Raw genomic sequence first — 14,448 nt, 5'->3', positions numbered from 1 at the left:
TGTTAGACACGGGTCCCTTCACGCTGATATTTCGTTTTAGTTGTTCGCCTTAAGCTACTCGTCGCTCAAATCGACAGCAAAGACTGATGTCGGAAGCGACGCCTCGTTGCCTCCGCCGTCCCGCATCTGCCTCACAACGTTTTTTGCACGCTCGACAATAAGCTCCTCAAGCTCTTTCTCGCTCACGCGCTGAATAATATCTCCCGGTTGACAATCAAGCTCATCACAGATATCGAGGAGCGTCTTTAGGCGAATAGCTTTTATCTTTCCGTTTCTAAGCTTTGAAATATTAGCCGGAGTATGCCCCGTCGCTCGAATCAGATCAGCACTGGTCTTTCCGGTCTTAAGCAGCTGCGTCTCAAGCTCGATGATGAGATAGCTCATGTTTCCTCCTACACAAGCTCGTCAGACTGCTCTTGGAGCAGCGAGGCATAACTCCAGATCGCCGAGATAAACAAACAGACAACTGCGCCGATAAACGACCCCGCATCAAAGGTAGCGCCTTGGCAAATCTCAATAACGAAGGAATGAGGCACAATGTAAAGCTCCAGTCCGCCAATGGTGAGATTGACCGATCCATAGGCACCAACAAGCGAAACCGCGGCGTTAACAGCAAAGGCAAGCGCGAGAACACGGATAAGCCGCACATGCGCCTTGGTAAAGGGCGAGACGCCCCGAGAGATGTTATGGCTGATTCCGCACAAAACGACAAGCGAAACACCCACGACGAGTGCCAGGCACAGCCCGCTTGGGATAACGATGCTCCCGCCATCGAAAAGCGTCACGACACCGAAAGAATCGACAGAAACAACGTTTGCAACCGCATACCAGATCACGTAAACAACCAACGCGGCAAAAGCGACGAGCATCCCTGCAAAAACGGCTGCCATGCAAAAACCAAGCTTCCTGATATTTTCGCCCGCCTTGGCCATACGCTGAACGCTGTTGGACATACACTCACCCTCATCGACTCTATCGTTATTCGAACAGTTTATCGAACAACGATATGGATTGCATGCGGAAAGCCCCGCCAGTGCGCATGGGCCATTCACTAATCAGAAGGGGTGAGCGTGGATTTTTGGACATGTATCGAACGAGAGTGGACAATCTCCCACTTTGAGGCCGCCACCGGGCCTAAAACGGGAGATTATCAACTCTCATAGTCATCAAAGCTCGCGAGCTCTTACTCGGCCGCCTCGCGCAAGGCCGACATCGTTGCCGCATATTGCTGCTGCAGCGCATGCATTCCCTCGCGAGCGCCGTCAACGGCATCGGCGCCGCGCAGCGCTTCGGTCACCACAACCGCCGGCTCGTACAGATTATCGAATCCCAGGTTCTGGCTCACGCCCTTGAGCGTGTGCGCTGCCATAAACGCACCTTCGGCGTCTCCTGCCGCCATGGCGGCCTCCAGCTTGCCCATGCTCTCGTCATCCAAAAACTTGAGGGCAAAGCGGGCAAGCATCTCATCGCCCATCAGCCGAGCGCAAGCGTCATCATAATTGGCACCGATCTTCTCATACGCCTCACGCATGGAAATCATGGATTAAAACTCCTTTGGTCAAACTAAATCGTGGGAAACGCAACGACGTCGGCGGGGCGTGCCAACGTCTCGGCAATTTGGTCTTGCACCTCGAGCAGGCAATCGAGCAGCAGCGGGTTAAAGGTGCCGCACTTACCGTCCAGGATCATCTGGATCGCCTCCTTGTGCGGGATAGCGTCCTTGTACACACGCACACTCGTCAGAGCATCGTACACGTCAGCCACCGAAACCACCTGCGCGGCGATGGGGATATCGTCGCCCTTGAGGCCATCGGGATAACCCTTGCCGTCCCAGCGCTCGTGATGCCAACGCGCAATCTGGTACGCATATTCCATAAGCGCATTGCCGGCGTGATGGCTACCCAGCTTAAGCAGCATATCGGCGCCGATCGTGGTATGCGTCTTCATGATCTCGAACTCCTCGGGCGTAAGGCGCCCGGGCTTGTTGAGGATCGCATCGTCAATCGACATCTTGCCGATATCGTGCAGCGCCGAAGCCAGGGCGATCGTAGAGCGTTCCTCATTGTCGAGGGAGACCGTGCCGCTACGCTGGACCAGACAGCCAAGCAGCAGCTCGGTCAGCTTCTCGATGTTCGTAACGTGTCTGCCGCTCTCGCCGTTGCGAAGCTCCATGACGCCGGCCATGATGTCGATGAGCATGCGACTGTTCTTGACGCGCTCGTTGTACTGCTGGGACAGCAGGTTCGTCAGGCGGCGCTGTTTGGCGTATAGGCGGATGGTGTTGCTTACACGGCGGCGCACGACACGGGAGTCAAACGGGCGGTTGATATAGTCCGAGGCGCCCAGCTCGTACGCGCGCAGAACCATATCATCGGAATCTTCGCTCGAGATCATGATGACAGGCAGATTGTCGATACCCGATCGGCGCGACAGATCGGCCAGTACCTCAAAGCCACTTATGCCCGGCATGATAATGTCCAGCAGCACGAGCGACAACTCATCGCCATAGCGGTCGACCATGTCGAGCGCCGCACGACCGTTATCGGCCTCGAGGATACAATACTCGTCCTTGAGCATCTCGTTGAGAATGACTCGGTTCATCTCGGAGTCATCGACAATAAGCACCAAAGGCTTTTCGCTTTGGAAGGCCTCGATGGAATCGGCATCGGTCACGACCGTACCGGCTTTTGCCTTAGCGCGGCTCAGTAACTGGGCAGCGCGGCCAACGCCCTCATCGACCGTCTCGCCATGAATGCGAACGCCACCAACACATGCCGTCAAGCTCACGTACTCATGGCCCGGAATAATCGTGGAACGAACGGCATCGGACACCTGATGCAGGCGACGGGTGAAGTCGTCGGAGGGAATATTGGGCATGACAACCACAAACTTGTCGCAGCCATAGCGCACAAGCTCGTCAGTCGAACGGATTCCGCTGCGCATGGCTGTCGCCACAGCACCGAGCGCAAGGTCGCCGGCATGACGGCCACACGTATCGTTGAAGACCCTAAAATCATCAAGGTCGATCACCGCAACGCCGGCATTCACGCGGGTGCTACGGAGCTTTTCCTCGTAATATCGGCGATTGCGCACATTCGTCAGCACGTCGGTGTAGACAAGGTCCTCTTCTGCGGCCTCTTGCTCATCGATCGGACGCACCATCAGCAAGACGTGAGGCTCGCCCTCGACCTTCAAAGGGCGTAGACGGGCGCGGTACTCAGTGCCATCATTGAGCAGTTGCTCCGACACCTCATCGGAGTCTGCCAAAGCCTCAAGACTTGACTGACGCAGACAAGGACACCGATCACCGGCGAGCAGGCAGTTAGGCTCACTCTTAATCTGATCGGCCGACAGCAAACGCACCACGGGGTAGGTCTTCGCGACACGGGCGACCTCGGCGGCAGCCTCCTCGTCGGTTAGATTGACCTCGTGATTATTGAGCATATGGGGCCCTTTCGATAGTTTCGCATGGTAGCGGTGGGTTCCAAATGTTACAAGGGTAACACCTTGCCGATGCAGGTAAGCACGTGAATGCTGTTACATTTTTATGAGTTGGCAGGCGGCGCGATTGAAGCCGCAGACGTGAGGTTTTGAGCACATTTGTTAACACGGCCGAAACGTTTGCGAGTGAAGACTGTTTTGATTTTTACGGCTGCTAGAGCTCCAGGATGCTACGGACAGTCTGGGCAGCCGCTGCCGGGCGATCGCGCAGGCCGTTGTGCGCGCCCGGGATTGTCACGAGGGGGCAATCGAGATATTCGGCAGCCGCTCGCGTACCAGCCTCGCGGGATGTGCCAATCGAGAGCTCGCCCAGGAGCACGGCGGCCACCGTTTTTGACGCGCGAACGCTATCCCAATCGGGAACGCAGGTCATAGCAATCCCGTATTCGTTTGCCATGAAACTGCGGCCGTTGCGCAGGGCATGTTTGGCTTCCGCTTCGGTCGTTCCAGGAGCCTCGGGGTCCAAGTCGCCGAGGGCTCCCAAGAAAAGCCGGAGCGCCCTTGAAACCTTTCCCGCCGCAATCATATCGAGCAAAACCGGAGCTGCGCCCATACCGACGCCTTTGTCCGACACAGCCGGCTCATGCAGAATCGCACGGGCAACGAGATGGGGTTCGGTGCGAAGAAGCTCCAGCGCCACCAACGTACCGGCGCTATGCGCAAGCACATTTGCCGGAGCGCCAACGTGTTCGATCACGGCTTGCAGGTCGGCGGCCTGAGCGGCAAGATCATAGCTGCCGTCTGCCGCATCGCTGCTGCCACCGCAGCCGCGGCGGTCGTAGGCAATTACGCGGTAGTTGCGGCTGAGCTCACAAGCGATACCGTCAAAAAATGTGCCGTCGACACAAGCGCCGTGCACGCACACCAAGGCAGGAGCATCAGGCGACACATCCGGGCCGACATATTCGCGACAGGCGATCGTGGTGCCCGCATTCTCGACCGTAAAATCCATGTTGTGCCCCCGTCATCAATGCTCATCCAGTTGCACGTCAGTGCGGTTGGATAGACCCGCATTGCCTTACACCTTGTTAACAGATTAACTTTACCCGACCCGAGGCTTTTCATGGCACGGCATCATGAGCGACGTGAAAAAACGAAACTTGTAAAGCAAGAGCCCACACCTTGCTTTGGAGCCGATGCTATGCTTAGGCACAATTGTCTTGAGGAGCATATGCCTATGTCTACGTTTTTGAATGCCAGCCCCATCTTTGGGCCCGTTCGCAGCCGTCGCCTTGGTCTCTCGCTCGGCGTCAACATGATGCCGGCCAGCGGCAAAATCTGCACGTTCGACTGCATCTACTGCGAGAACGGCCTCAACGCCGAGCGCCCCTGCCATGAGCCGTATAACACGGCTGCCGTGGTACTCGAAGCGCTCGAGGCAAAGCTGCGCGAGATGGCAGCCGAGGGCGAGCTCCCCGATGTAATCACCTTCGCAGGCAACGGCGAGCCCACCGCCGCACCGGAGTTTCCACGGGCCATCGCCGGCGCCGTCGCACTGCGCGACGAGCTTGCCCCAAACTCCAAGATCGCCGTGCTCTCCAACGGCACACGCGCCGACCGCCCCGAGGTGCACGACGCGCTCATGATGGTCGACGACAACATTCTTAAGCTCGATACCGTCGACCCGGCGTTTATCCAGCTGCTCGACCAGCCTGTTGGCCCCTACAACGTCGAACACCAGATCGAGACGTTCGCAAGCTTTGACGGTCACGTTATTATCCAGACGATCTTTTTGACCGGCGAGTATCAGGGCAAGCTCATCGACAATACCGGCGAGGAGTATGTTGCCCCCTGGCTCGCGGCGCTTGAGCGCATTCGTCCGCAGGAGGCGACCATCTACACGGTCGCGCGCGAGACACCAGTCGCCGGCCTTGCCAAAGCAGCGCCCGAGGTGCTCGACGCCATTGCCGCGCGCGTGCGCGCCCTCGGTATTCCCTGCCAGGTGAGCTACTAGCAAAACCACGCAGCAGCTAGTGCCCGCCATCCCGCCCCATCAGTTGCGGTGATATAGTTCCTATTTGTGCTGTTAAACCGCTTAAATCGGAACTATATCACCGCAACTTTTATGGCCGCGTGGGTGGGCTATACTAGCTGCGAATGAAAGGAAGTTAGCCATGTATGACAAAGGACCCGTGCCCGGCCGCAACGACGCTTGCTGGTGCGGCAGCGGCAAGAAATACAAGAAATGCCATAGCGCCTTTGATGAGCGCCTCGAGCGCTTGTGGGAAGAAGGCTGGGAGGTTCTGCCTCGCACGCTCTACAAGACTCCCGCCGATATCGAGGGCATCAAGCGCTCGGCAGCCATCAACGTGGGCGTGCTCGATTATGTGGGCGAGCATATCGCCGCAGGCATGACCACCAACCAGATCGACCAGATGATCTACGACTACACCGTCGAGCACGGTGGCACGCCGGCCGACCTCAACTACGAGGGCTACCCCAAGAGCGTGTGCACCTCGATCAATGATGTGGTCTGCCACGGCATTCCCTGCGATACGGACGTGCTGCACGAGGGCGACATCATCAACGTAGACTGCTCCACGATCTTGGACGGTTACTTTAGTGATTCGAGCCGCATGTTCTGCATCGGCGAGGTCTCGGCCGAGCGCCAGCGCCTGGTCGACGTCACCCGTGCCAGCGTGGAGGCGGGTCTGGCAGCCGTCAAGCCATGGCTACCGCTCTCCGTTATGGCCGAGGCAGTACAAAAGACCGTCGAGGACGCCGGCTTTAGCGTGGTGCGCGAGTACGGCGGACACGGCATCGGTAAGGAGTTCCACGAGGACCCGTTTGTGGGCTTTACCACCGAGGCGCCCGATGTGGACACCATCATGGTGCCGGGCATGGTCTTTACCATCGAGCCCATGGTCAACGCCGGAGCGCCCGACATCAAGATCAGCAAGGGCGACGGCTGGTGCGTGCGCACCAAGGACGGCAGCGATTCGGCCCAGTGCGAGGTACAGCTCGTGGTGACCGAGGACGGCTACGAGCTGCTGAGCTGGTAGCCGTGGATGCGCCGGGCTTCACGATGGATATGTTAACCATCGCGAAGCCCGGCGTTTTTATAGCGTTTTGCCTGATAAAACCCGCCAAAATAAACCTGTCCCTTTTTGGCGGGTCAAGCGGAAAGGACTACTTGTGAACATCTTGGTTTTGCTGCCCGTCAACGACCACCATCGCGCAATTCTTGAGTCGAGCGCTCCGGGCGAGGACTTTATCTACACGAGCGCCGACGCTATCACGCGCGAACAAGTCGCCAACGCCGACGTGATCTTGGGCAACATCGACTCTGACATGCTCACGGCATGCGAGCATCTCCAGCTGCTGCAATTGCAGACCGCCGGCTATGACGACTACCTTGCCGCCGGCACCGTGCCAGCCGACGCCAAACTGTCTTGCTCGGTGGGCGCCTACGGCCAGGCCGTGAGCGAGCACATGTTTGCCATGGTCCTTTCCATGATGAAGCGCCTGCCCGGCTATCACGACTTGCAGCGCGAACATCGCTGGGAGGATTTGGGGCCAGTTACCTCGCTCAAAAACGCCAACGTGCTGGTGCTGGGCGCGGGCGATATCGGCGGTCACTTTGCCACGCTCTGCCGCGGCATGGGCGCGCACGTCCGCGGCATCAAGCGCCATCCACTCGTCTACCCCATTGTGTTTGAGGACATGGACGGCATGGACGCCCTACCTGAGCGCCTGGCAGAGGCCGACATCGTCGCATCCTTTATGCCGAGCACGCCCGAGACCCGCGGTCTGGCGAACGCCGAGTTCTTTGCCGCGATGAAACCAGGTGCCTTCTTTGCCAACGGCGGCCGCGGCGACCTTGTGGTCACCGATGACTTGGTTGCCGTTCTGGAGTCGGGACATCTCGCCGGCGCCGCGGTCGACGTCACCGACCCCGAACCGCTGCCCGCGACAAGCCCCCTGTGGGATGCGCCCAACATGCTCATCACGCCGCACGTCTCCGGCTGGTTCCACCTGGCAGCCACGCTCAACAACGTCGTCGACATCGCCGCGGAGAATCTGCGTCACCTGCAGGCCGGCGAGACCCTGCGCTGCTGGATCGAACACTAATTGTTCCGGCGTTTTGCCAAACGCCGGAACCCCTCGACGCTGCGAGCCCGCCAGAGCGGCAATCTGACGTTCAATCGTCGGGCATGGCCAAAAGGCCTATGCCCTCCTCTTTCACGTCACCTTGCTCACTCTGGCGGGCTCTCGCTGACGTTTGCTCAACCTGCAGGGTCTTCAAATTGCTAGAGCGTTGCTAAGTAATTCTTTGCGTCTTCTACGCTCATTGCTGCAACGGGTGCGTGTGAACAGAGTTTGACATCGTTGGTGACCAGTAGATCTGCTTGAGCGCGTATCGCTGCCGCAATGATTAAATCGTCTTCGTAATCGCTATGGAGCTCACGCTGTCTGCTCGCCATCCAGATGTCGCTCAGGTCACAGGGCACTGGCGTGGCAAGCTGCGACAGCACGCTAAGACAATCCCATGCAAGCGAAGTCGCTACCGTAGCGGCATACTGGGAAAGCGAACCGTGCTCTCGCCGATACCATGCCTTATGTTCGCTTGAAATCAAATAAAACAGGTCTTTGGACGATGTCGCCGCATACAGCAAATCAACCTGCGCCGTGCATGCATCGCGTAAAAACTCAATCGCCACCGAACGACCACGTCGTGAGGGAATGAAGTAATCGAGCCACACGTTGGTGTCAACCAAGATGCGCTTTGGAGTCTCACTCATAGAGCCAGCTCATCTCCTCGCCATAGCGATCCGCATAGGCATTCCGTTTGAGCTCTTCGTCGTCCGATGGCTGAGCCTTGACCATATCGATTCCCGACTCACAGCAAGCGGCAGCGAACAGCTTCGACCCCTGATCCATAAGCTCGAGCTTACGTTTGGCGGCTTTTTCGCGCTCGCGCTGTTCCGCCCGGGCACGACTGGGCAGCAGGATATCCTCGAGCGCACCGGGGCGATCGGCCAGCGATGCTGCAAGCTGCCAGAGCGCTCGCACCGCTTGGCTCGGCGTCATACCGGCCTTGGAGAGAGCGGCGTCCCCACTCCTTTTAAGATCGGCATCGAGACGTACGTTGATCTGAGCGGCTGTTGTGGTCATGACCCCTCCTTAATACTTCAAAATATCATAAAGCTCTATGGTAGATACGTAAAGCATGTATAGCATTTATAAGCATTAGCCGTACTCTGTACACAAAAAGCCGCCGAGGCGCACTGCACCTCGGCGGCCACGTATCGCAGATCTAGTTCGGTTTCACCCTTTGCATTCGCCCAGATAAAACCTGCCAAAATAAACCTGTCCCTTTTTGGCAGGTTTTAGAGCTCCACTCTTTCGGCGCCGTTGATGGTCAGGTCACGCTCGTAGAAGGCGGTGAGGGCGCGGATGGCGTACATTACGTCGCGCACGCCGCCGGTCTCGTAGCTCGAGTGCATGGCAAGCTGCGGCAGGCCCACGTCCACGGCATGCATGCTCGCCTGCATATTGGACAGATTGCCCAGGGTAGAACCGCCGGCCATATCGCTCTTGTTGGCAAAGGCCTGCGTGGGCACGTCGGCGTCATCGCAAATGGCCTGGAACACCGCGCGGCTAAAGGCGTCGGTGCAGTAGTGCTGGTTGGCGGCCTCCTTGATGACGATGCCGCCGTTAAGCACAACCTGGTTGCGGGCGTCGCACTTCTCGGCGTGGTTGGGGTGCACGGCATGCGCGTTGTCGCAGCTCACGAGCATCGAAGCGGCAAGTGCGCGGTGGTACGACTCGTCATCGAAGCCCAGCGACCCGTTGATGCGGCGCAGCGCGTCGGCCAAGAACGTCGACATGGCGCCCTGCTTGGTCTCGGAGCCAACCTCCTCGTTATCAAAGCAGCAAAAGACCGAAACGTCGTGCGCATTCTCGGCACCCAAAAATGCCTGCAGCGAGGTGTAGGCGCAGGCCAGGTCGTCGAGCTTGGGCGTCGAGATAAACTCGTCGGCCCAGCCCCAAATGCGTGCATCCTGACGATTGACCAGGAACAGGTCGCGACCCAAAATTTGCTCGGGCTCAACGTCCAGTTCGTCGGCGATCAGGGCGTCAAAATCTCCCTGCTTAAGGTCGCCGGCGCTGATGAGCGGGCACAGGTCGACAGCTCGGTTGGGCGCAAAGCCCTCGTTAACGCCACGATTCATATGGATGGCAAGGCTCGGGATAATGGCAACTTCGCGCTCGGTAGCGAGCAAGCGGCTCTCGATACGGTCGCCCTCGCGCACCAGCACGCGGCCCGCAAGTGCCAGCGGGCGATCGAACCAGGTGTAGTCGATCATGCCGCCGTAGGCCTCGGTGTTCAGGCGCAGCGTCTCGCCCGCGCCGTCGAGCTCGGGCACGGCCTTAACCTTAAACGTCGGCGAATCGCTGTGTGACGCCGTGAGTTGAAAATGATAGTCGCCGGCAACGCCGTCCTCGCCCCACGTAGCGGCCAGGTCTTCGCCCACCTTAAAGGCAACGACGCTCGAGGTGTTGCGCTGCGTGTAATAACGCCCGCCCGGCTCGATGTCCCACGCTGCGTTCTCGGGCAGGTAGGTAAAGCCCGCCTCGTCGAGTTCGGCCATAATGGTCGCTGCCGTATGGAACATGCTGGGGCATGCCTCGATAAAGTCGATAAGGTCGTTGGAGGCCTCGATATCGTCGGCCGTCACGTGCACGCGCTCGATCGTTTCCTGATCCGTCATGCTCTCCCCTTTCGCTGGGTTGATGGTCCCCTCCAGCATACCCCGCCACGCCAGCGCCGCACTCTTCATTCCGTGCTTAATTCCGCGCCGCTCACCAAGTTGAGCCATCATGTCCGCGCTCCTTTTGCGACAATTGCGCTAACAGGACGAGAGGAGCCGTCATGAAGCCACGTAACATTGCCATCGCCTGCGGTGTCGCGGGTGTCGCCGTCGGCCTTGCCGCTGCCACCGGTATCGTTTATCACAAGCAAATCAAGTCCGCCGCGTCGCTCAAACGCTTGACCGGCTACGCGGATGGCTATGACCTGTACGCAATCGACATCGCCTACGACTACGATCTTGATCGCATCATCGCCGCCGGCGTACGCGACGACCAGGCCTACATCGATGCCGTGGTGGCGCAGGTGCTGCCCGGTGTGCCGGCACATGTCCAGGCGCCCCAGTTTGCCTGCAGCGCTTTTGTCGCCGTAGATGCCGAAGGCCGCGTGCGTACCGGTCGCAATTACGACTTTAAGGACGACACCTCGGCGCTGCTGGTGCGCAATCACCCACGCGGCGGCTATGCCTCCATCGGGTTTGCCGCCCTTAACAACCTGGGCGATAACACTCCGCTTGACTCCGTCGCCGGACGCGCCGCCGCACTCATGGGCCCGTTTGCCCAGCTCGACGGCGTCAACGAATGTGGCGTGTCCATTGCCGTGCTCACCCTGGATTCCAAACCCTGTGACCAGGACACGCAGCGCCCCGTCATCAATACCTCGCTCGCCATCCGTCTGGTGCTCGACCGTGCCGCCACCACGCAAGAAGCTGTCGACCTGCTTTCCGCCTACGACATGCACGCCATGGCAGGACGCGATTACCACTTCTTTATAAACGACGCCGCCGGTGACGCGCGCGTAGTAGAGTGGGATCCGCGCGATCCGGACCGCGCTTTCAAAGCGACTCCTGTAACCCAGGTTACGAACTTCTACGCCTGCTATGGCGACGAAGTGCTGCCTAACCAAAAGAATGGCGAGCTAGGCCATGGTAAAGAGCGCGCCGCCGCAATCGCCGATGTCCTCGACGCCCATACCGGCGCCCAAGACGAGGCAGTCGCTTGGAAGGCCCTACGCGCTGCAGCGCAAGAGCCCAATCCGGAAGACATCACCAGCAACACGCAGTGGTCGGTCGTCTTTGACAACACCGAGCCTGCTGCCGCCATCACGCTGCGCCGCCACTGGGGCGACATCGACGCATTCGCACTGTAAGGAGCCAGGCCCGTCGACTTTACGCTCGCCTGGCGTTGTTTACATTTCTATACGCTTGAGCTAACACGTTTTACCCCCGTATCAACAGTGTGCGGGGGTAAACTTATGCGCATGTTATAACTTGCCCGGAAGGATTCATCATGCTTAGGATCGGTCTTCTTACCAGTGGCGGCGACTGTCAAGCGCTCAACGCCACCATGCGCGGCATTGTCAAAACGCTTATGACCAATAGCGAAGAGCCTATTGAGATCTATGGTTTTGAGGACGGCTACCAGGGCCTTATCTACAGCAGGTTCCGCGTCATGACGCCCGCCGATTTTAGCGGCATCCTCACCCGCGGCGGCACCATCCTGGGCACGAGCCGCACGCCGTTCAAGCGCCTGGACATTCCCGAGGCCGACGGCGTCGAGAAGGTGCCCGCAATGGTCCACACCTATCATAAGCTGCAGCTCGACTGCCTGTTTATGCTGGGCGGTAACGGCTCCACCAAGACCGCCAACCGCCTGCGCGAAGAGGGCCTCAACGTTATCGCCCTGCCCAAGACCATCGATAACGACACCTGGGGCACCGAGCTGACGTTTGGCTTTACGAGCGCCATCGACGTCGCCACCAAGTGCATCGACGACATCCACACCACTGCCTCGAGTCACGGCCGCGTGTTTGTCATCGAGATCATGGGCCACAAGGTCGGTTGGATTCCGCTGTATGCCGGCGTCGCGGGCGGCGCGGACGTCATCCTGATTCCCGAGATCCCCTACGACATGGATAACGTCATCAAGACCATCGAGCATCGCATGGAGACCGGCAGCCGCTTTACCATCGTAGCCGTCGCCGAGGGCGCCATCTCCAAGGAGGACGCGGCACTGTCCAAGAAGGAGTACAAGAAGAAGCTCGCCGAGCGCACGAGCCCGTCAATCGTGTACGACATCGCCAAGGAGATCGAGGCCAAGACCGGTCGCGAGACCCGCGTCGCCATCCCCGGTCACACGCAGCGCGGCGGCCAGCCCGACGCCCAGGACCGCATCTTTGCGACCCAGTGCGGCGTCGAGGCAGCGCTTGGCTGCCTACGCGGCGAGTTTGGCTACATGATTGCCCTGCGTGACGGCAAGATGTGCCACATGCCGCTCGAGGAGGTCGCCGGCAAGCTCAAGTTTGTCGACCCCCAGAGCGATCTGGTACGCGAGGCCAAGGCGTTGGGCATCAGCTTCGGCGACGAATAGCCTCGGCTGGAATCCACCCCATCGGGCCCTCCGACCCCGCCCGACGTATTTCGATTTGGCTCCTCCCTTGACTCCGTCAAAGGTCGCCAATCGAAATCGTCGGGCGGGGTCGGAGGGTCCTGCGTTTACATACTCGCCGGGGCTATTCGTCTTCTTGCTGCGGGTGCCTGGGCTGGAATTGAGTTGCGGTGAAATAGTTCCTGCTTAGTCCACAAATGGCTGAATCCAAAAACTATTCCACCGCAACTTACTGAGTGGGGGCTCTTGGCTGCTACTTGCACTGACATTTGTCCTGAAATGGCTGGTCGTTAGGGATTGCTACCGGTAGTTGCGGTAGGGTTGGGGCAGATTCTAACTAGAAATGGTGGTCGCTACCGGTTGTTCTCGGCATACTCGGCTCATTCGATTCGACCATCAAACGAAAGGAACCACCATGGATCTTGCGATGGCGCAGCGGCTCGTTGATCGCCGCAAGGCTGCCGGGCTTTCTCAGGAGGCGCTTGCCGCCCAGCTGGGTGTGAGTCGTCAGGCTGTCAGTAAATGGGAGCGCAGCGAATCCTCGCCCGATACCGATAACCTTATTGCGCTCGCCGCGCTGTATGGCGTGTCGCTGGATGAGCTGCTGTATGGGGAGGCGGTGGCTAGCGCTGATGACTCACAGGCTGATGATGAGGCGCAGAACAGCAACGCCGGCACCAAAGCTTCAGATAAGGCTGAAGAGGCTGAGGCTTCTACTGAGCACGCTGATTGCAGCGATAAGCCACTTGTCGATATTTCCCTCGCGCGCGGTATCCACGTCATTGATCCCAATAAAGGCGAGGAAGTCCATGTTGGTTGGAGCGGCATCCATGTGACCAACGAGCGCAAGGGCGAAGAGGTGCATGTGGGGCCGGACGGCGTGCATATCGATACGCTTGAGGACGATGGACATAGCGTACGCACCAATGACGACGGCACCGTCACCATCGACGGCGAGACGTTTTCCAGCTGGAAGGAAGCACACGACAAGCTCGACCATCATGGCAAGCATTTCCACACCAAGGTCGGACGTGCATGGAACAAATTCCCCTTCCCCGCACTTGTCACTCTCGCCTATCTGGTGCTCGGCATTGTCTACGGCACATGGGGCATGGGGCTTTTCCTCGTCTTTCTGGTTCCCGTCTACTACGCGATTGGTGACTTCATCGATCGGCGCCACCTGTCTAAGCTGATCGAGGCCATCTACCCGGCAGCCGCCATCGCTTGGTTCCTCTACATGTGGCTCTGTTTGGGACAGCCCCATCCTGCATGGATCATCCTCATCACGATTCCCGTCATAAAGGCGCTCATGCGCTGGTGCCGCAAACAATGGAAGCACCGCAAACAGGCCTAACACGCTCCGACCCACCAGCACCCAACCGCCCCCGCCCTTCTCCTAAGTTGCGGTGAGATAGGGACTGTTTTGAAGCTCCAAAGCGCCAAACAGTCCGTATATCACCGCAACTTACAAACAACTGGGTCAGTTCCGGCACGGAGATTAGCATTGAGCTGACCGCGCGCCAAGAAAAGGGCCTATTTACTACGTTTAACTCGAGAGGGCCGACCATACCCGCCTTTTCCGAAAACTGGCAAGCCATCTACCTGCGGTTTTAATTTCATAATCTTTGTCACGGTCGAGGGTGTGGTAGCAAACGTAGTAGATAGGCCCATTTTGTGGCATACGACCCATACAAGCCCAATCTCGAAGGCCAAAGAGAGTCTCTCATCCACGCCTGCGAGCGAAAA

General features: G+C 58.7%; 14 protein-coding genes. 6 read left to right on the top strand and 8 right to left on the bottom strand.

The features are described from left to right. Positions 1-54 precede the first annotated feature (54 nt). The 5 genes from DWY51_RS05135 to DWY51_RS05115 all read right to left on the bottom strand — a co-directional run bounded on the left by DWY51_RS05135 (position 55) and on the right by DWY51_RS05115 (position 4,453). A complete protein-coding gene (locus DWY51_RS05135; protein ID WP_089572320.1) occupies positions 55-384 on the bottom strand; it encodes a helix-turn-helix transcriptional regulator in 330 nt (109 codons plus the stop codon). 8 nt (positions 385-392) lie between these two features. Next, on the bottom strand, positions 393-932 hold the full coding sequence (locus DWY51_RS05130; RefSeq protein WP_147333357.1) for a hypothetical protein: 540 nt from the start codon (positions 930-932) through the stop codon (positions 393-395). Positions 933-1,183: 251 nt separating this feature from the next. Continuing rightward, the gene (locus DWY51_RS05125; protein WP_199408904.1) at positions 1,184-1,540 is read right to left on the bottom strand and encodes an Hpt domain-containing protein; all 357 of its coding nucleotides are present in this window, start codon (positions 1,538-1,540) and stop codon (positions 1,184-1,186) included. Between the two features lie 23 nt (positions 1,541-1,563). After that, complete coding sequence (locus DWY51_RS05120; RefSeq protein WP_117629926.1) at positions 1,564-3,444, bottom strand: diguanylate cyclase; 1,881 nt, start codon at positions 3,442-3,444, stop codon at positions 1,564-1,566. 211 nt (positions 3,445-3,655) lie between these two features. After that, positions 3,656-4,453: an alpha/beta fold hydrolase gene (locus DWY51_RS05115; RefSeq protein ID WP_117584147.1), complete on the bottom strand. Its 798-nt coding sequence runs from the start codon at positions 4,451-4,453 to the stop codon at positions 3,656-3,658. Positions 4,454-4,678: 225 nt separating this feature from the next. On the opposite strand from DWY51_RS05115, the gene DWY51_RS05110 reads away from it, so the two are divergent. From DWY51_RS05110 to DWY51_RS05100, 3 genes are all read left to right on the top strand, one after another. After that, entirely contained in the window at positions 4,679-5,455 is a 777-nt protein-coding gene (locus DWY51_RS05110; protein ID WP_117584148.1) for a radical SAM protein, read from the top strand. 160 nt (positions 5,456-5,615) lie between these two features. Further along, the gene (gene map / locus DWY51_RS05105; protein ID WP_117584149.1) at positions 5,616-6,503 is read left to right on the top strand and encodes a type I methionyl aminopeptidase; all 888 of its coding nucleotides are present in this window, start codon (positions 5,616-5,618) and stop codon (positions 6,501-6,503) included. 133 nt (positions 6,504-6,636) lie between these two features. Beyond that, a complete protein-coding gene (locus DWY51_RS05100) occupies positions 6,637-7,572 on the top strand; it encodes a D-2-hydroxyacid dehydrogenase (protein WP_117584150.1) in 936 nt (311 codons plus the stop codon). Between the two features lie 179 nt (positions 7,573-7,751). Here the strand turns inward: DWY51_RS05100 and DWY51_RS05095 are convergent, their stop codons facing one another. The 3 genes from DWY51_RS05095 to DWY51_RS05085 form a co-directional block, all read right to left on the bottom strand. Then, the gene (locus DWY51_RS05095) at positions 7,752-8,243 is read right to left on the bottom strand and encodes a PIN domain-containing protein (RefSeq protein WP_117629925.1); all 492 of its coding nucleotides are present in this window, start codon (positions 8,241-8,243) and stop codon (positions 7,752-7,754) included. Continuing rightward, a complete protein-coding gene (locus tag DWY51_RS05090; RefSeq protein WP_117584152.1) occupies positions 8,236-8,616 on the bottom strand; it encodes a translation repressor RelB in 381 nt (126 codons plus the stop codon). Before DWY51_RS05090 ends, DWY51_RS05095 begins: the two co-directional genes overlap by 8 nt. 215 nt (positions 8,617-8,831) lie before the next feature. Beyond that, the gene (locus DWY51_RS05085; protein ID WP_233503855.1) at positions 8,832-10,217 is read right to left on the bottom strand and encodes a M18 family aminopeptidase; all 1,386 of its coding nucleotides are present in this window, start codon (positions 10,215-10,217) and stop codon (positions 8,832-8,834) included. A gap of 161 nt (positions 10,218-10,378) precedes the next feature. On the opposite strand from DWY51_RS05085, the gene DWY51_RS05080 reads away from it, so the two are divergent. The 3 genes from DWY51_RS05080 (at position 10,379) to DWY51_RS05070 (ending at position 14,056) form a co-directional block, all read left to right on the top strand. Beyond that, the gene (locus tag DWY51_RS05080; RefSeq protein ID WP_117584153.1) at positions 10,379-11,464 is read left to right on the top strand and encodes a carcinine hydrolase/isopenicillin-N N-acyltransferase family protein; all 1,086 of its coding nucleotides are present in this window, start codon (positions 10,379-10,381) and stop codon (positions 11,462-11,464) included. Positions 11,465-11,604: 140 nt separating this feature from the next. Next, positions 11,605-12,684, top strand: coding sequence for a 6-phosphofructokinase (locus DWY51_RS05075; RefSeq protein ID WP_117584154.1), 1,080 nt, complete (start codon positions 11,605-11,607; stop codon positions 12,682-12,684). 433 nt (positions 12,685-13,117) lie between these two features. Further along, entirely contained in the window at positions 13,118-14,056 is a 939-nt protein-coding gene (locus DWY51_RS05070) for a helix-turn-helix domain-containing protein (RefSeq protein WP_117563855.1), read from the top strand. The last annotated feature ends 392 nt before the right edge of the window (positions 14,057-14,448 follow it).

Source organism: Collinsella sp. AF25-2LB (assembly GCF_003458415.1).
Taxonomy (GTDB): Bacteria; Actinomycetota; Coriobacteriia; order Coriobacteriales; family Coriobacteriaceae; genus Collinsella.
The sequence above is the reverse complement of the archived record's forward strand: the minus strand, read 5'-3'. Positions and strand labels throughout refer to the sequence as shown.